The sequence below is a fragment of the Mycobacterium sp. NPDC051804 genome, from assembly GCF_044452905.1.
Classification (GTDB): domain Bacteria; phylum Actinomycetota; class Actinomycetes; order Mycobacteriales; family Mycobacteriaceae; genus Mycobacterium.
The window spans coordinates 806,818-823,516 of the sequence record NZ_JBITCD010000003.1 but is presented as its reverse complement, the minus strand read 5'-3'; the positions used below and the strand labels follow the sequence as shown (position 1 = coordinate 823,516).

Annotated in this window: 14 protein-coding genes; 9 read left to right on the top strand and 5 right to left on the bottom strand. The window is 66.4% G+C overall.

The genetic code is table 11. The features are described 5' to 3' along the window. Nucleotides 1–25: 25 nt before the first annotated feature. Entirely contained in the window at nucleotides 26–535 is a 510-nt protein-coding gene (locus tag ACIA48_RS15120; RefSeq protein ID WP_396732559.1) for an SRPBCC family protein, read from the bottom strand. A 9-nt stretch (nucleotides 536–544) separates the two neighbouring features. Further along, nucleotides 545–1,432 (bottom strand): oxidoreductase, encoded by an 888-nt coding sequence (locus ACIA48_RS15115; RefSeq protein ID WP_396732556.1) that lies wholly within the window; start codon nucleotides 1,430–1,432, stop codon nucleotides 545–547. 75 nt (nucleotides 1,433–1,507) lie between these two features. On the opposite strand from ACIA48_RS15115, the gene aspS reads away from it, so the two are divergent. Together aspS and ACIA48_RS15105 are read left to right on the top strand one after the other, a co-directional pair. After that, nucleotides 1,508–3,292, top strand: coding sequence for an aspartate--tRNA ligase (aspS, locus tag ACIA48_RS15110; RefSeq protein WP_396732553.1), 1,785 nt, complete (start codon nucleotides 1,508–1,510; stop codon nucleotides 3,290–3,292). 45 nt (nucleotides 3,293–3,337) lie between these two features. After that, a complete protein-coding gene (locus ACIA48_RS15105) occupies nucleotides 3,338–4,249 on the top strand; it encodes a DUF4436 family protein (protein ID WP_396732550.1) in 912 nt (303 codons plus the stop codon). Here the strand turns inward: ACIA48_RS15105 and ACIA48_RS15100 are convergent. Continuing rightward, nucleotides 4,246–5,037 carry an SDR family NAD(P)-dependent oxidoreductase gene (locus ACIA48_RS15100; protein ID WP_396732547.1) on the bottom strand — a complete coding sequence of 264 codons (792 nt, stop codon included), beginning with the start codon at nucleotides 5,035–5,037 and terminating at the stop codon, nucleotides 4,246–4,248. The genes ACIA48_RS15105 and ACIA48_RS15100 overlap by 4 nt on opposite strands. A gap of 58 nt (nucleotides 5,038–5,095) precedes the next feature. On the opposite strand from ACIA48_RS15100, the gene ACIA48_RS15095 reads away from it, so the two are divergent. Then, nucleotides 5,096–5,518, top strand: a complete 423-nt coding sequence (locus ACIA48_RS15095; RefSeq protein WP_396732544.1) for a nitroreductase family deazaflavin-dependent oxidoreductase — start codon at nucleotides 5,096–5,098, stop codon at nucleotides 5,516–5,518. Between the two features lie 54 nt (nucleotides 5,519–5,572). On the opposite strand, the gene ACIA48_RS15090 is transcribed toward ACIA48_RS15095, so the two are convergent. Beyond that, a complete protein-coding gene (locus tag ACIA48_RS15090; protein WP_396732541.1) occupies nucleotides 5,573–6,754 on the bottom strand; it encodes a thiolase family protein in 1,182 nt (393 codons plus the stop codon). Between the two features lie 95 nt (nucleotides 6,755–6,849). Between ACIA48_RS15090 and ACIA48_RS15085 the strand changes: the two genes are divergently transcribed. After that, nucleotides 6,850–7,320: a winged helix-turn-helix transcriptional regulator gene (locus ACIA48_RS15085; RefSeq protein ID WP_396732538.1), complete on the top strand. Its 471-nt coding sequence runs from the start codon at nucleotides 6,850–6,852 to the stop codon at nucleotides 7,318–7,320. On the opposite strand, the gene ACIA48_RS15080 is transcribed toward ACIA48_RS15085, so the two are convergent. After that, nucleotides 7,317–7,697, bottom strand: a complete 381-nt coding sequence (locus ACIA48_RS15080; protein WP_396732536.1) for an MmcQ/YjbR family DNA-binding protein — start codon at nucleotides 7,695–7,697, stop codon at nucleotides 7,317–7,319. The genes ACIA48_RS15085 and ACIA48_RS15080 overlap by 4 nt on opposite strands. Nucleotides 7,698–7,728: 31 nt before the next feature. Here ACIA48_RS15080 and ACIA48_RS15075 point away from each other — a divergent pair, with 31 nt between their 5' ends. The 5 genes from ACIA48_RS15075 to ACIA48_RS15055 are packed head-to-tail and all read left to right on the top strand — an operon-like array spanning nucleotide 7,729 to nucleotide 16,696. Then, nucleotides 7,729–8,658 carry a DUF389 domain-containing protein gene (locus ACIA48_RS15075; protein ID WP_396732533.1) on the top strand — a complete coding sequence of 310 codons (930 nt, stop codon included), beginning with the start codon at nucleotides 7,729–7,731 and terminating at the stop codon, nucleotides 8,656–8,658. Between the two features lie 41 nt (nucleotides 8,659–8,699). Beyond that, on the top strand, nucleotides 8,700–12,047 hold the full coding sequence (locus ACIA48_RS15070; RefSeq protein WP_396732531.1) for a DUF2126 domain-containing protein: 3,348 nt from the start codon (nucleotides 8,700–8,702) through the stop codon (nucleotides 12,045–12,047). Further along, a complete protein-coding gene (locus ACIA48_RS15065; protein WP_396732886.1) occupies nucleotides 12,047–14,689 on the top strand; it encodes a circularly permuted type 2 ATP-grasp protein in 2,643 nt (880 codons plus the stop codon). The genes ACIA48_RS15070 and ACIA48_RS15065 overlap by 1 nt, the downstream gene beginning before the upstream one ends. Continuing rightward, a complete protein-coding gene (locus tag ACIA48_RS15060) occupies nucleotides 14,686–15,618 on the top strand; it encodes a transglutaminase N-terminal domain-containing protein (protein ID WP_396732528.1) in 933 nt (310 codons plus the stop codon). The genes ACIA48_RS15065 and ACIA48_RS15060 overlap by 4 nt, the downstream gene beginning before the upstream one ends. Next, nucleotides 15,611–16,696: a putative zinc-binding metallopeptidase gene (locus ACIA48_RS15055; RefSeq protein WP_396732526.1), complete on the top strand. Its 1,086-nt coding sequence runs from the start codon at nucleotides 15,611–15,613 to the stop codon at nucleotides 16,694–16,696. Before ACIA48_RS15060 ends, ACIA48_RS15055 begins: the two co-directional genes overlap by 8 nt. The last annotated feature ends 3 nt before the right edge of the window (nucleotides 16,697–16,699 follow it).

The following is a 16,699-nucleotide window of genomic DNA, read 5'->3' as shown; positions in this document are numbered from 1 at the left end:
GTAGCCGACAGTGTCTACCCAGGGTCTAGATCGAAACGCCGAACCGTTGCTCGCTGTACTTGCGCAGCTTGTCGAGGTACTGGCGGTACTTGACGTTCATAACGGTTTTCGCGACGAGCTTCACCCCCAACGAAACCTTCTTCGGGTCGTGCGCGAGGGTCCACGTCAGCCGGCACCCTTGCGGAGTCGGCTCGATGCGAAACTCCTCGACGGATGCGCCCTCGGTGGGCGCAGATACCGCGTTGACACGAAAAGCCAAGTGCACTTGCGGATGCCACGCGATGACTTCATCGATGACGTGCCCACCGACGCTCGTCTCAATGGCGCGTGTGGAGCCGACTCTGAAAGGCCTGGGACTCGTCCAGTTCATGCGTGTGACGTAGGACCACTGCGGATAGGCCTCTGCGTCCTCGAGCACCTGCCACAGCTGGCTGGGGGTGATCGGGAGATCGACGGAATTGGTGGTGCGGAAACGCGCCGTGTTGATGAGTTCCAGGCCGACGCGCTCGCACGGGTTCATCTGGGGCGCCGTCACGCGCTGAGATTAACCGGGCCCGTCGCTGGCTGCAGCCAATAACGGCACCAGGACGTCGCTGATCGGCGTCGCCAGCCCGTGCTCGGCGGCCTTGCGGCTGATCACCCCGTTGCGGATGTCCCATTCCAGCGGCCGGTGCGCCTCTCGATCGGTCAGCATTGACGTCGTGATGTCCGCAGGGACCTGGCTGAACAGGTTCATGGTCTCGTCGATCACCTCGTCGCCGAGGGTCGCGCCGTCCGCCCGCGCTACTGCCAGGCACTCCGCCAGATAGCGCCGTGCGAGGGCGGCCACGTCGTCGCGGTGGAACATGCCCATGCGCCGCCCGGTGAGCACCATCAATCCGACCACGGCGTTGACCAGCAGCTTGCGCCACGCCGCACTGATGAAGTCGGGGTCCAGTTCGGTCGAGATGTCCGCGCCGTTGAACAGGTCGGACAGCCGTTCAGCGGCATCGGAGACCGGCAGCACCAGCCGAACCCCGGTACGCAGCCGTATCCAGCCCTGCGGATCCGGTTCGGCCGAGATCCAGATGGCCGCGGGCACCACTGTCGACGACGGGCAGTACCGGCCGACGCGCTCCACCTGTTCGACGCCGTTCTGCAGCGCGCAGACGACGGTGTTGTCGTCGCACAGCTTGGCCAGCCAGGCGCCGGCTTGCTCGTTCTGGGTGTCCTTCACGGCGAGCAGCACGACGTCGGCTGCTTCGGCGATCTCCGCCGGATCGGTCAGCACTGGCCCCGGTACGACGATCGGCTCCTTGTCGTCGGGCCTGACCTCGATCGACTCCCGGGCGGTACGTCCGCACAGTGTGATGGGGTGGCCCGCGGCGTAGAGCAGGGCGGCAACCGTCGACCCGATCGCGCCGGGTCCGACGAGTGCAATACGGTCGTCCACGAACGCCAAGCTACCGGCCAGAATGACCCCACTACACTGTGGCAGTCGTCCATCAGGCCATTCACAGGAGAGTTCGTGCTGCGCAGTCATGCCGCCGGTTCGTTGCGGTCCACCGATGCCGGTCAGCAGGTGACGCTGGCCGGTTGGGTTGCGCGGCGCCGCGACCACGGCGGTGTCATCTTCATCGACCTTCGGGATTCGTCCGGCGTATCTCAGGTGGTTTTCCGTGAAGCGGGCGTGCTCGCGAATGCGCACCGGCTGCGCGCGGAATACTGCATCGCCGTCGAGGGCGTCGTCGAAATCCGCCCCGAAGGTAACGCGAATGCCGAAATCCCAACGGGCGATATCGAAGTCAACGCCACCTCGTTGACCGTGCTCAGCGAGAGTGCACCGCTGCCATTCCAGCTCGACGAGCAGGCCGGTGAGGAAGCACGGCTCAAGTACCGCTATCTCGATCTGCGCCGCGAAGGCCCGGGCAACGCGATTCGCTTGCGCTCCAACGTGAATGCGGCAGCGCGCGACGTGCTGGCGCGCCACGACTTCGTCGAGATCGAGACGCCGACGCTGACCCGTTCCACACCCGAAGGGGCGCGCGACTTCCTGGTGCCCGCCCGCTTACAGCCGGGCAGCTTCTACGCCCTGCCCCAGAGCCCGCAGCTGTTCAAGCAGCTGCTCATGGTGGCGGGCATGGAGCGCTACTACCAGATCGCCCGTTGCTACCGCGACGAGGACTTCCGCGCCGACCGCCAGCCCGAGTTCACCCAGCTCGACATGGAGATGAGCTTCGTCGACGCCGACGATGTCATCGCGGTCTCTGAGGAGGTCCTCAAGGCGCTGTGGGCGTTGATCGGCTACGACCTGCCGACGCCGCTCCCACGAATCAACTACGCGGACGCGATGCGCCGATTCGGGTCCGACAAACCCGACCTGCGATTCGCCCTGGAACTCGTTGAATGCACGGAGTATTTCTCCGACACCACCTTTCGAGTGTTCCAGGCGCCGTACGTCGGCGCTGTCGTCATGCCGGGTGGCGCCTCGCAACCGCGGCGCACACTCGACGGCTGGCAGGAATTCGCCAAGCAGCGCGGCCACAAGGGGCTGGCCTACGTCCTTGTCGCCGAGGACGGCACGCTCGGTGGCCCGGTGGCCAAGAACCTCACCGATGCCGAACGTGACGGGCTCGCAGCGCATGTCGGGGCGAAGCCGGGGGACTGCATCTTCTTCTCGGCGGGCCCGACTAAGGCGGCGCGTGCGCTGCTGGGCGCGACCCGTATCGAGATCGCCAAGCGCCTCGACATGATCGATCCCAACGCCTGGGCGTTCACCTGGGTGGTGGACTGGCCGCTGTTCGAGGCCGCCGACGAGGCCACGGCCGCAGGCGATGTCGCGGTCGGCTCTGGTGCGTGGACCGCGGTGCATCACGCGTTCACCTCGCCGAAGCCGGAATCGGAGGCGACGTTCGACACCGATCCAGGTACCGCACTCGCCAACGCCTACGACATCGTGTGCAACGGCAACGAGATCGGCGGCGGATCGATTCGTATCCATCGTCGCGACGTCCAGGAGCGGGTGTTCGCGATGATGGGCATCGACCACGACGAGGCCCAGGACAAGTTCGGATTCCTGTTGGACGCGTTCACGTTTGGCGCCCCGCCGCACGGCGGTATCGCGTTCGGGTGGGATCGCATCACCGCTCTGCTCGCTGGGTTCGACTCGATCCGTGAGGTCATCGCGTTCCCCAAGTCCGGCGGCGGCGTCGATCCGCTGACCGATGCGCCCGCACCGATCACCGCGCAGCAGCGCAAAGAATCGGGCCTGGACTTCAAACCCGACGCCAAGCCGCGCAAGGATGGCGACTGAGCGATTCCGTGGCGTGTGCGTCGCGCGCAGAGCTACGATCCGCGCGTGGACGGACAGTCGCAGTCGGCGCAGCCGGAAAAGCCGGTGTCACGTCCTACAGATCGGCGTACTTGGCGCGTCGTTGTGCTGACGACGGTGGTTGTGGTCGCCGCGTTGTATCTCGCGTCGCTGCTCGGATACCGCGCGTCCAGCGATACGTACCGCGATTTCGCATTCACCGAAACATCGCCGGAATCCGAGACGTCGGTCATCATTCGGTTGCGGCAGTTCGACACGTTGCAGAACACGCTGTCCGTCGATCTCCTGGTCCACCCGGGCCGCGATCTCATGGCAAGGGATCCGCAGTCGGTGGACAAGTTGGCCATCCGATTGAGTTCCTGGACGAAGTCCGGAGAGCTGATCTATCTTCACGCAGACGTTGCCCCTGACACCGCCACCACGCTTATCGCCGTCGGTGACCCCGACGACTGGCCATTCGACACCTACACTACCGACGTCATCGGGGTCGAAACCTTCAGTGGCACCGGTGCGCAACGCCAGGTTGTTCCGGCGGGCGTCATCATCGCCGGACACATCAACGGCTGGAATATCGACAGCCAACCCGGAACTTTAAACTCCTCGGCCGCGCCGCCGCAGACTGTGCGCCTCACCTTGGAACGGTCTGACGCTGCCCTCATGTTCGATCTCGGCCTGATCCTGGTGTTGCTGGCCTTGCCGGCGGCCGCGTTGTTCGTTGCCACCCAGACGCTGGCCGGCCGCCATCAGTTCTTGCCTCCGGTGATGACCTGGTTCGCCGCGGTGCTATTCGCGGTGATCCCGCTGCGCAATCTCCTGCCCGGCGCACCGCCTGCGGGTGCATGGATCGATCAGCTGGTGGTGTTGTGGGTGCTACTCGCGGTTGCGGCCGCCATGGTCATGTACGTCGTGGCGTGGTGGCGAGCGCGTCATTCCGCCTAAGTCCAGTCGCATCCCGTCAGCTCGGCCGACAGCTCCCACAGCCGGCGCGCCATCACGGGATCGGCCGCCTTGGGTCGCGGCTTGGTCACCTTCGGCGGGCCGAACTGATTGAACCGTGGCGCGAGGTACGTGCCGCTCGGCAGATCGGTCGACACCGCCTGCAGGCTGGCCCGCGCACCCTGGGCCGGTGTGTGCAGCAGCTTGCGCATCCCACGGTGCTCGCCCATGCCCATCGACCTGGTGATGTCGGTATCGGTCGCGCCTGGATCGGATGCGTAGGCGCGGATCCCGCGTGCGGCGAGCTCGCGGACGAAGAGCAGGTTGGCCAGCTTGGATTGACCGTAGGCCGCGAACTTCGAGTACTTGCGGGTGTGCCAGTTGAGGTCGTCCAGGTCAAGGCGCGTGAACAGGTAGGTGGCACTGGCGACCGACACCACTCGGTCCTTGATCCGTTCGCCGAGCAGACAGGTCAACGCGAAATGCCCGAGATGGTTCGTGCCCATGTGCGCCTCGAACCCGTCGACGGTGCGGGTCAACGGCATGCCCATCACTCCGGCGTTGTTCACCAGTACATCAACGGTTTCCACCGAATCGGCGAAGGCCCGCACGCTGGCAAGGTCGGCAAGATCGAGCGGGCACACCTCGACGTTGCCGGGCATCTCGGCGGCAGCGCGTTGTGCTTTGTCGATGGTGCGGCACGCGATCGTGACGCTGTGGCCCTCTGCGGCGAGCGCCGATGCCGTTGCCGCGCCCACACCGCTGTTGCCGCCCGTGACGATCACCCGCATGGCTGGGAGATTATGCGGACGTGGAATATAAGCGCTCACCGGTGGGCTTTGTTCGAGCATGACCGAGATCGGAGATCTAAAGGATTTCAACGCTGGCATCGTCGACGAGTTCCGCGCCAACGGCGGTAAGGTCGGCGGCCCGTTTGAGGGCGGTGACCTGCTGCTTCTGACGACGACCGGCGCGAAGTCAGGCAAGCCCCGGCTGTCGCCGCTCGCGTATTTCACCGTCGACGGCAGGCTTATCGTCGTCGGCTCGTATGCGGGTGCCGATGTCGATCCCGCCTGGGTGCACAACCTGCGGAAGAACTCGCGGGCACACATCGAAGTCGGCACGACGAACTACGACGTGACCGCCCGTGAGCTGCCCTCCGCAGAGCGGGATGACCTCTACCCGAGACTTGTCGAGCTGACGCCGGTGTTCGGCGAGTACCAGCAGAAGACCAGCCGGGTCATCCCGCTCTTCGAGCTTCAGAAGGAGTGACTTGTGCACGTTTAGGAGCGGTGAGCGCTCCCAAACGTGCACAAGTCGCCAGAGCTACAGCCGCTCGATGATCGTCGCGTTGGCCATGCCGCCGCCCTCGCACATCGTCTGCAGCGCGTAGCGTCCGCCCTGCTGCTCCAACGCGTTGACCAACGTCGTCATGATGCGCGCACCGGACGCACCGAGCGGGTGGCCGATAGCGATTGCGCCGCCGTTGACGTTCGTCTTCGACAGGTCGGCCCCAACGTCGTGCGCCCACGCCAGCACCACCGGCGCGAAGGCCTCATTCACCTCGAACAGGTCGATGTCGGCCAGCGTCAATCCGGCGCGCTGCAACACCTTCTCGGTCGCCGGAATGACGCCGGTCAGCATGTAGAGCGGATCCGATCCCACCACGGTCGACGTGTGGATCCGCGCCAGCGGACGCAGACCCAGCCGCTTCGCGATCTCACTCGTGGTGATCATCACCGCCGCGCTGCCGTCCGACAGCGGCGACGAGTTGCCCGGCGTGATCTCCCAGTTGATCTGAGGGAACCGCGCCTCGTACGCCGGGGTGTAGAACGCGGGCTTCAGACCCGCGAGCGACTCCACCGTGGTGCCGGGGCGAATGATCTCGTCGTTGGTAAGCCCGGCGATCGGGATCAGCTCATTGTCGAAGCGGCCCTCTTTCGTTGCCCGCGCGGCCTTTTCGTGGCTACCCGCGGAGAACTCGTCGAGCTGCTCACGCGAGAAGCCCCACTTCGCCGCGATCAGTTCGGCGCTGATGCCCTGCGGCACCAGTCCCTCGGGATAGCGCTGCGCCATCGCGCCGAATGGGTCGCTGCCCGGCAGGACGCTCGATCCCATCGGTACTCGCGACATCGACTCCACGCCGGCGGCGACGACGATGTCGTACGCGCCCGCGACCACTCCCTGCGCGGCGAACGCGATCGCCTGCTGGCTGCTGCCGCACTGGCGGTCGACGGTCGTGCCCGGCACGGTCTCGGGGAAGCCCGCGGCCAGCAGCGCGTTGCGCCCGATGTTGACGGCCTGATCACCGACCTGTGAAACGGCGCCGGTGATGACATCGTCGATCTGCGCCGGGTCGATGCCGGTGCGCTTCACCAGCTCGGTGAGGCTATGCGCCAGCAGATCCACGGGCAGCACGTCATGCAGTGCGCCGCTGGCCTTGCCTTTTCCGATCGGTGTGCGTACCGCCTCGACGATGACCGCGTCCCGTCCCGCAAATCCAGCCATTTCCAGCCTCCTGAACTCGTCACTGAGTAATGCTTGCTATACCCAGCTATAACACCTGGGTATACTTAGAACAACCCAGATGAGGAGTGACTTCCATGACAGTGCTGCAGGGCCGGCTGGCCGACCGCGATGCCTGGTCGGCAGTGGGGGAATGCCCTGTCGAGAAGACGATGGCGCTGCTGGGAACCAAGACCGCGATGCTGATCATGCGCGAGGCGTATTACGGCACCACCCGGTTCGACGACTTCTGGCGTCGCGTCGGTGTGACCAAGGCCGCCGCTGCCGCGCGGCTGTCAGAACTGGTCGACGCCGGTCTGCTCGAGCGCCGGCCGTACCAGGAGCCCGGTCAGCGCAGCCGCGACGAGTACGTGCTGACAGAAGCGGGCGTCGACTTCATGCCCGTGGTGTGGGCGATGTTCGAATGGGGCCGGCGCCATCTGCCCAATCGCACTCCGCTGCGCCTCGCGCACGCCGATTGCGGCGCCGAAGCGACCGTCGAGATTCGTTGCGAGAAGGGGCATCTGGTGTCGCCCGACGAGTTGATGGTCAGAGCTGTCAGAAGTTAGCGCTCCTCCGCCAAGAACTTCTTCACCAAGGTTTTCGGCGCCTGGGCCAGCCACGCTTCGGTGACGAGTTCGGTGAGGTCAGGCACGCTGATCGCAGCCAGCCGTACCAGCACCATCGGATAACCGTCGAAGTGCGGCGTGGTGAAGTACACGTCCGGGTCGTCGGCGATGAGCGCGAACTTCACCCCCTCATCGGCGACGCGCGCCCCGAGGATGTCGCCGTGGGGAGCGTCGTCGCCCAGCGCGGCATAGTCGGCCTTGCGCAGCGGCCGCTCCCAGACCATCAGCTTCTTGCGGACCCGCCATGAGCGAGGCCCCGTTTCAGCGGTCTCCGGTAGTAGGCCGGCGATTTCCGCGACGTCCTCCCAGGTGGCCACATCGACGATTGTGCGCGGATAGGGTTCACCAGTGCTGCATTTGCGGGTGATAGCGCCCGAGGATCTGCGCGACTCCGTCGTCGACGTGCTGCGCCGCGAGGTCGGGGTCGCGAACATCGTCCTGCACCCGGGGGCGGCCCTGGAACCTGCGGGCGATGAGATCACCGCCGACATCGCCCGCGAATGCGCCAACGGCGTGATCAAGCAATTGAAGGAACTCGACGCGCACCACCGGGGTGCCATCACCCTCGAGGTCCTCGACACGGTGCTCTCCAGCAGGGCGCACAAGGCAGAGGACGAGGCCGAAGGTGATCCCGCTGATGCACTCGTCTGGGACGAGCTGATCGGCCGGACGCGCGAAGAGGCCACGCTCAGCGTCACGTTCGTCACTTTCCTGACCCTGGCCTGTCTGCTGACCGCCATCGGCGTGGTGACCGATTCCACGGTGACGATCGTCGGCGCGATGGTGCTCGGCCCGGAGTTCGGGCCGCTCGCGGCGCTGTCGGTCGCCATCGTCCAGCGCCGGGGAAACCTGGCACGGCGCGCGGGGCTGGCATTGCTCATCGGCTTCCCGATCGCGATGGGCATCACGGCGGTCGCGACGAAGGCCGCCGAGGCGATCGGGTGGCTGACGGTGGATGCGGTCGCGCACGTCGAAGAAGTGGACTTCATCTTCAAGGTCGGCCCGCTGTCGTTCGTCGTGGCGCTGCTGGCCGGTGCGGCGGGGATGTTGTCGCTCGTCTCGGCCAGGGCGACAGGGCTCGTCGGTGTCTTCATCTCGGTGTACACCGTCACCGCGGCCGGCTTCGCCGTGGTGGCCGCGACCGTCGGGCAGTGGGATGTCGCCGCGAAATCGGCGCTGCAGCTGGCGGTCAACCTGGTCGGCATCGTCATCGCCGGGGTGCTCGTCCTCGTCTTACGCCCGAAGGGCTCACTCATTCCGCGCGTCGCTCAGACCTGAGCCGCCATGCACGCCGGGTTTCGTTGTGATGGGATCTTGCGATGGGCATCAAGGTGGCGCTGGAGCATCGCACCAGCTACACGTTCGATCGGCTGGTGGAGGTGCATCCCCATGTCGTCCGGTTGCGCCCGGCTCCGCACTCGCGGACACCGATCGACGCTTACTCGCTGACCGTCGAGCCCGCCGATCACTTCGTCAACTGGCAACAGGACGCGTTCGGCAATTTCCTTGCCCGGCTCGTCTTTCCGACCCGTGCCCGCACCCTGACGATCACTGTCGGCCTGATCGCCGATCTCAAGGTGATCAACCCATTCGACTTCTTCATCGAGGACTACGCCGAAAAGGTCGGCTTCACCTATCCCAAGGCTCTCGCCGAGGACCTCAAGCCCTACCTGCGGCCCGTCGACGAGGCCGATGAGGGCGCCGGGCCCGGCGACCTCGTCCAGGCCTGGGTCAAGAACTTCTCCGTCGCTCTCGGCACCCGCACCATCGACTTCCTCGTCGCGCTCAACCGCGCGGTCAACGCCGACGTGGGTTACAGCGTGCGGATGGAACCCGGCGTGCAGACGCCGGACCACACATTGCGCACGGGCATCGGCTCGTGCCGCGACTCGGCCTGGCTGCTCGTGTCGATCCTGCGTCAGCTTGGGCTCGCGGCACGGTTCGTCTCCGGTTACCTCGTCCAGCTCACCTCCGATGTGGAGGCGCTCGACGGACCGTCGGGCCCCGCCGCCGATTTCACCGATCTGCACGCCTGGGCCGAGGTGTACATCCCCGGCGCGGGCTGGATCGGGCTGGACCCGACGTCGGGGCTGTTCGCTGGGGAGGGGCACATCCCGTTGTCGGCGACGCCTCATCCGGACTCCGCCGCGCCGATCACCGGTGCCATCGAACCGTGTGAGTCCACGCTGGACTTCACCAACGCCGTCACGCGTGTGCACGAGGACCCGCGCGTCACGCTCCCGTACACCGAGGCCGCCTGGGGCGCCATCTGTGAACTCGGCGGCCGCGTCGACGAGCGACTGGCCGCCGGTGACGTCCGCCTGACGATGGGCGGGGAGCCGACGTTTGTCTCGATCGACAACCAGGTCGACCCCGAGTGGACCACCGACGCCGACGGGCCGCACAAACGTCGACTGGCATCCGAGCTTGCCGCACGGTTGAAGACAGTGTGGGCGCCGCAGGGTCTGGTCCACCGGAACCAGGGCAAGTGGTATCCCGGAGAACCCTTGCCGCGCTGGCAGATCGGACTCTTCTGGCGCACCGACGGTGAACCGTTGTGGCGCGACGGCGCGCTGCTCGCCGATCCCTGGCAAAGTGAGCCGGAGATGATCGAGGTGGCACCCGATGCCGGACTGCGCGTCCTCGGTGCGCTCGCCGATGGACTCGGCCTGCCCGCCTCCCAGATTCGGCCCGCCTACGAAGATGCGCTGAGCCGGCTGGGTGCGGCAGTGCGATTGCCCGACGGTGAACCCGTCGCCGAGACAGACGATCTGGAGGCTGACACCCCCGAGGCCCGCGCGGCACTGGTCGCGCGTCTGGAGGAATCGGTCAGCGAACCGGCGGCCTATGTGTTGCCGTTGCATCGGGCCGACGACGGGTCCGGCTGGGCCAGCGCGGACTGGCGGCTGCGGCGTGGGCGCGTCGTGCTGCTCGACGGTGATTCGCCCGCAGGGCTGCGGCTGCCGCTGAAGTCGATCAGCTGGCGCACTCCCGAGCCGACTCATGCGGCGGATCCCTTGGCGGACCGCGAGGCGCTGCCGGTTGAATCCCTCTCGGACGACGCGGAAGTTGTCGATGTCGAAGCCACCCCGACGACGGCGATCGTGGTCGAGATCCGCGACGGCCTGCTGTACGTCTACCTCCCGCCGACCGACGACGCGGATCACTTCGTCGACCTGGTTCACCGGGTGGAGTCCGCGGCCGCCACGGCCGGCTGTCCCGTCGTCCTGGAGGGCTACGGGCCGCCGCCGGATCCGCGGATCACGTCGATGACCGTCACCCCCGATCCGGGAGTCATCGAGGTCAACGTGGCGCCGACGGCCAGTTTCGCCGAGCAGCGGCAACAGCTGGAAACCCTGTACCGCGAGGCCCGTTTGGCGCGACTGTCGACCGAGTCGTTCGACGTCGACGGCACCCACGGCGGCACCGGTGGAGGCAACCACATCACGCTGGGTGGCATTACGCCCGCGGACTCGCCGCTGCTGCGCCGGCCCGACCTGCTGGTGTCGATGCTGACGTATTGGCAGCGGCATCCGTCGCTGTCCTATCTGTTCGCGGGACGGTTCATCGGCACGACGTCACAGGCGCCACGAGTCGACGAGGGCCGATCCGAAGCCATCTACGAACTGGAGATCGCGTTCGCCGAGATCGCGCGGCTGTCCGCAGGTGCGGGCGGGCCGCGACCGGATCATGGTCGCTCCGCAAGCTCCGCTCCGTGGATCATCGACCGGGCCTTGCGGCATCTGCTGACGGACATCACCGGCAACACCCACCGCGCCGAGTTCTGTATCGACAAGCTCTACAGCCCCGACGGTGCGCGCGGCAGGCTGGGCCTGCTGGAACTGCGCGGATTCGAGATGCCGCCGCATTACCAGATGGCGATGGTGCAGTCCCTGTTGGTGCGCTCGCTGGTCGCATGGTTCTGGGATGAACCGCTGCGGGCGCCGCTCATCCGCCACGGCGCCAATCTGCATGGTCGATACCTGTTGCCGCACTACCTGATTCACGATATTGCCGACGTGGCCGCAGACTTGCGGGCACACGGCATCAACTTCGACACCAGCTGGCTCGACCCGTTCACCGAGTTCCGGTTCCCGCGGATCGGGACGGCCGTGTTCGACGGTGTGGAGATCGAGCTACGCGGAGCGATCGAGCCGTGGAATGTTCTGGGGGAGGAGTCGACCGGGGGCGGCACGGCACGCTACGTCGACTCGTCGATCGAGCGCATCCAGATCCGGCTCATCGGCGCCGACCGGCAACGCTATGTCGTCACCGCCAACGGTTACCCGGTGCCGCTGCTTGCCACCGACAACCCCGATGTCCAGGTGGGCGGGCTGAGGTTCCGCGCGTGGCAGCCGCCGAGCGCGCTGCACCCGACCATCACCGTCGACGGGCCGTTGCGGTTCGAACTCGTGGACACCGCAACCGGCATGTCACGCGGCGGCTGCACGTACCACGTATCCCACCCGGGCGGCCGGTCCTACGACAGTCCGCCCGTCAACGCCGTGGAAGCCGAGTCGCGGCGCGGCCGCCGCTTCGAAACCACCGGCTTCACTCCGGGGAAGGTCGACATGTCCGACATCCGGGAGAAGCAGGCGCGCCAATCCACCGATGTGGGCGCGCCGGGAATCTTGGATCTGCGCCGGGTGCGTACCGTTCTGCAGTGATGGTCCTACCCGCAGCGAGCCCACACGACGACATCGACAACCTGCTGTCGCGGTATCGCGCCGCGCGGGCCCAGGAGGCGCTGTTCGACGTACGTGGGAGTGCGGTCAGCGGGTACGACGAATTCGTCGACCCCGCAGGCAATATCCGGCCGGCCTGGCAGGAGCTGGCCGAGTGTGTCGGCGAACGTGGCCGTATCGGCCTGAACCAGCTGCGGTCGACGGTGCGCGGCCTGGTCGACAACGACGGCATCACCTACGTACAGGTAGACCGCAACGGTGACGCGGTCACGAATGGAAACGGAGCGGCCGAACCCGGGCCATGGCACCTCGACGCGCTGCCGTTGGTGGTCTCGTCGGCCGACTGGGACATCCTGGAAGCCGGTGTGCTGCAGCGTTCCCGGTTGCTCGATGCAGTGTTGACCGACCTCTACGGCGCGCGCGAGTCGGTGACCAGCGGCGTGCTGCCCGCCCAGCTGCTCTTCGCCCACCCCGGCTACATCCGTGCCGCGCGGGGCATCGAGGTGCCCGGTCGTCATCAGCTGTTCATGCACGGCTGCGACATCAGCCGCGGGCGCGACGGCGGCTTCCTGGTCAACGCGGACTGGACGCAGGCCCCGTCGGGTGCCGGCTACGCGCTGGCAGACCGCCGGGTGGTGGCGCACGCCGTCCCCGACCTGTACGAGCGCATCGGGCCGCGCCCGGCCTCACCCTGGGCGCAGGCGCTGCGTCTGGCGCTCATCGACGTCGCGCCCGAGTCCGCGGAGGAACCGGTCGTCGTCGTGCTCAGCCCGGGCATCCACTCCGAGACGGCTTTCGATCAGGCCTATCTGGCCAGCGTCCTGGGCTTCCCGCTGGTGGAGAGCGCGGACCTGGTGGTGCGTGACGGCAAGTTGTGGATGCGATCGATGGGCACGCTGAAGCGGGTCGACGTGGTGCTGCGCCGCGTCGACGCCGACTATGCGGATCCGCTTGACCTGCGCCCGAATTCGCGGCTAGGTGTGGTTGGCCTGGTCGAGGTGTTGCGGCGCGGCGCGGTCAGCGTCGTGAACTCGCTCGGCAGCGGCATCTTGGAAAGCCCTGGGCTGCTTCGCTTTCTACCCGAACTCGCCGAACGGCTGCTGGGGGAGACGCCGCTGCTACGGACGGCGGAGATGTACTGGGGTGGCATCAACACCGAACGTTCACACCTGCTGAGCAATCTGGCGTCGCTGCTGATCCGGCCGGTCACGGGCGGGCCCGCGTACGTCGGACCCGCGCTGTCCTCCTCGCAGCGCAAATCGCTCGGGGTGCGTATCGAAGCCACGCCATGGCAGTTCGTGGGCCAAGAGCTGCCTCAGTTCTCGTCGGCTCCGACCGACTACTACCCGGGCGGACTGTCGGCGGGCAACGTGGGCATGCGGTTGTTCACGGTGTCGCAGCGAAGCGGATACGCGCCCATGATCGGTGGGCTCGGCTACCTCGTCGCACCCGGACACGCGGCATACGAACTGAATACCGTTGCAGCAAAGGATATCTGGGTACGCACGCCGACACGGGTGATCGCCGAGCGTACGCCGACCGCGCCGCCGGTGGAACTGCCGGCCATCAGGCCCAGCCCCACCGGAGCCGTTAGCTCGCCCCGAGTGCTCTCCGATCTGTTCTGGATGGGCCGCTACGCCGAGCGCGCGGAGAACATGGCCCGCTTGCTCACCGTGACTCGCGAGCGCTATCACGAGTATCGCTACCGCAGGGACTTGGCAGGCAGTGAGTGTGTGCCGGTGCTGCTCAGCGCACTCGGCAGGATCACCGGGACGAGCACCGGTGACGGTGACTACGCCGAGATGGTGGCGACGGCGCCGACGACGCTGTGGTCACTGACAGCCGACCGGCACCGTTCCGGCTCCCTCGCACAATCGGTCGAGCGTCTCGGTTCGGCAGCCCGTGCGGTGCGTGATCAGATGTCCAACGACACCTGGATGGTGCTGGCGGCCGTCGAGCGCGCGTTGCTGCACGCTCCCGACTCCCCGCCGGACTCCAAAGCCGAGGGCGAAGAGTTCTTGTCCTCGACGAACAACCTCACGCTGGCGGGGATGCTGGCGCTCTCCGGCGTGGCCGCCGAGTCGATGGTGCACGACGTCGGCTGGACGATGATGGACATCGGCAAACGCATCGAACGCGGGCTCGGTTTGACGGCATTGCTGCGCGCGACCCTCACGACGGTACGTAGCCCGGGCGCTGAGCAAACCATCACGGAATCCGCACTGGTGGCATGTGAGTCATCGGTCATCTATCGGCGACGCAATCCCGGCAAGGTTAATGTGGCAGCCGTGGCCGAACTCGTGTTGTTCGACACCGAGAATCCGCGGTCGCTGGCCTACCAGCTCGAGCGCCTCCGCACTGGGCTGAAATCGTTGCCGGGATCATCCGGATCGTCACACCCCGAGCGACTGGTCGAGGAAATCATCGCACGGCTACGACGTGTCGAGCCCCCCGACCTCGAAGCAGTGACGCCCGATGGCAGCCGTGCCGACCTCGCGTCGTTGCTCAACGGCATGCATGCCGATCTGCGTGATATGTCGGGCGTCATCACCAAGACCCACCTGTCGCTGCCCGGTGAGATGCAACCGCTGTGGGGACCCGACGAACGCAGGGTGATGCCGTGACGGCGTTCCCCGACGGGCCTACGGCCTCGAAATCGAGTCGGTGCTATCGGGTTTCGCACCGGACGGTGTACCGCTACTCCGATGTGGTCACGAGCAGCTACGGCCGAGGCTTCCTCACCCCACGCGACTCCGCGGTTCAGCGCTGCCTGTCGCACGAGCTGGAGATCGAACCGGCCGCGGCAGACAGCTCCACCAGCCGCGACGCCTACGGAAACATCAGTTCGTACTTCCACGTCACCGAACGCCACGAGACGCTGTCGATCACGAGCAGCTCGGTGGTCGAGGTGGATCCGCCGCCCGCCGACCTCTACGACGGAGGATCGGCGCGTGCGCCGTGGGAGATCTCCAGGCCCGTCGGCACGGACGGCGCTCTGGCCACCGAGTTCACCCTCGACCTGCGGTCACCCGAGATCACCGAAGAGCTGCGTGACTACGCCGCACCGAGTTTCGAGCCGGGTCGGCCGCTCATCGAGGTGTTGCGCGACCTGAATTCGCGGATCTACGCCGACTTCACCTATCGGTCGGGCTCGACGACGGTGTCGACGCGGGTGAGCGAGGTTTTGACCGCGCGGGAAGGGGTATGTCAGGACTTCGCGCGGCTGGCCATCGCTTGCCTGCGTGCCAATGGGTTGGCAGCCAGCTACGTGTCCGGGTACCTGGCGACCGACCCACCGCCAGGAAAGGAACGCATGGTGGGAATCGATGCCACGCACGCGTGGGCGTCGGTGTGGACGCCGCAAAACCAGTGGCTCGGTTTCGATCCCACGAACGATCAGATGGTCGACGAGCGCTACATCACCGTGGGCTTCGGTCGTGACTACGCGGACGTTCCGCCGCTACGGGGCATCATCTACACCGACTCCGAGCGCAGCGTGATCGACGTCGCGGTCGACGTCGCGCCCTACGAGGGTGGCGTTCTGCATGCGTGACTTCACCTGCCCGAATTGCGGCCAGCGCCTGGCGTTCGAGAACTCGATCTGCCTGAACTGCAAGAGCAGAATCGGATTCTCACTGGATGACATGGCGCTGCTGGTCATCGCGCCGGGCCCCGAGGCCGAGCACGCAGGCGCGGTGGACTCCAGCGAGTATCGGTTGTGCGCGAATATGCATCTTGCAGAATGCAACTGGCTGGTGGAGCGAGGGCCCATCGCAAAGCTGTGCACGTCGTGCGCGCTGACCCGCACCCGACCGAACGACGCCGACGCCATCGCATTGGCGGCGTTCGCGACGGCGGAGCGGGCTAAGCGGCGGATGATCGCCGAGCTGCACGAACTGAAGCTGCCGATCGTGGGTCGCGACGCCGACCCGCAGTACGGGCTCGCGTTCGATCTGCTGTCCAGTCAGTTCGAGAAGGTGTTCACCGGTCATGCGAACGGTGTCATAACGCTCGATCTCGCCGAGGGTGACGACGTGCACCGCGAACAGCTGCGCATCTCGATGGACGAGCCGTACCGCACGCTGCTCGGACACTTCCGGCACGAGATCGGGCACTACTACTTCTACCGCCTGATCGGCACGTCGGCGGACTACTTGGAGCGGTTCAACGAGCTGTTCGGCGATCCGGATCTCGATTACCAGGAGGCACTGGACCGCCACTACAGTCAGGGGGCGCCGTCTGGCTGGCAGAAGAACTACGTGTCGTCCTACGCCACGATGCATCCGGCGGAGGACTGGGCGGAGACCTTCGCCCATTACCTGCACATCCGTGACACCCTGGACACGGCGGCAGCGTTCGGATTCGCGCCGGCCGGGGCCACCTTTGAACGACGTGTATTGGGGCCCAGCGGTTTCGACACGATCATCGATCTGTGGCTGCCGCTGTCGTGGGCGCTGAACATGGTGAACCGCTCAATGGGTAAGGAAGATCTCTATCCCTTCGTGCTGCCGGCGCCCGTGCTCGAGAAGATGCGGTTCATCCACACTGTCATCGACGAGATCACGTCAAATCCGGTGAAACTCGCCGAGATCGGCGCGCCGCTGGAGGAGCAGAACCAGCAGCTGGCCTAGCGG

What these genes read in the sequence shown, in the direction of transcription:
- ACIA48_RS15100 (WP_396732547.1), bottom strand. Translation starts at nt 5,037, where the DNA reads ATGCGGGTGATCGTCACGGGCGGCAACAGCGGTGTGGGCGCGGCAACG.
- ACIA48_RS15085 (WP_396732538.1), top strand. Translation starts at nt 6,850, where the DNA reads ATGACAGTGCTGCAGGGCCGGCTGGCCGACCGCGATGCCTGGTCGGCA.
- ACIA48_RS15070 (WP_396732531.1), top strand. Translation starts at nt 8,700, where the DNA reads ATGGGCATCAAGGTGGCGCTGGAGCATCGCACCAGCTACACGTTCGAT.
- ACIA48_RS15090 (WP_396732541.1), bottom strand. Translation starts at nt 6,754, where the DNA reads ATGGCTGGATTTGCGGGACGGGACGCGGTCATCGTCGAGGCGGTACGC.
- ACIA48_RS15095 (WP_396732544.1), top strand. Translation starts at nt 5,096, where the DNA reads ATGACCGAGATCGGAGATCTAAAGGATTTCAACGCTGGCATCGTCGAC.
- ACIA48_RS15055 (WP_396732526.1), top strand. Translation starts at nt 15,611, where the DNA reads ATGCGTGACTTCACCTGCCCGAATTGCGGCCAGCGCCTGGCGTTCGAG.
- ACIA48_RS15065 (WP_396732886.1), top strand. Translation starts at nt 12,047, where the DNA reads ATGGTCCTACCCGCAGCGAGCCCACACGACGACATCGACAACCTGCTG.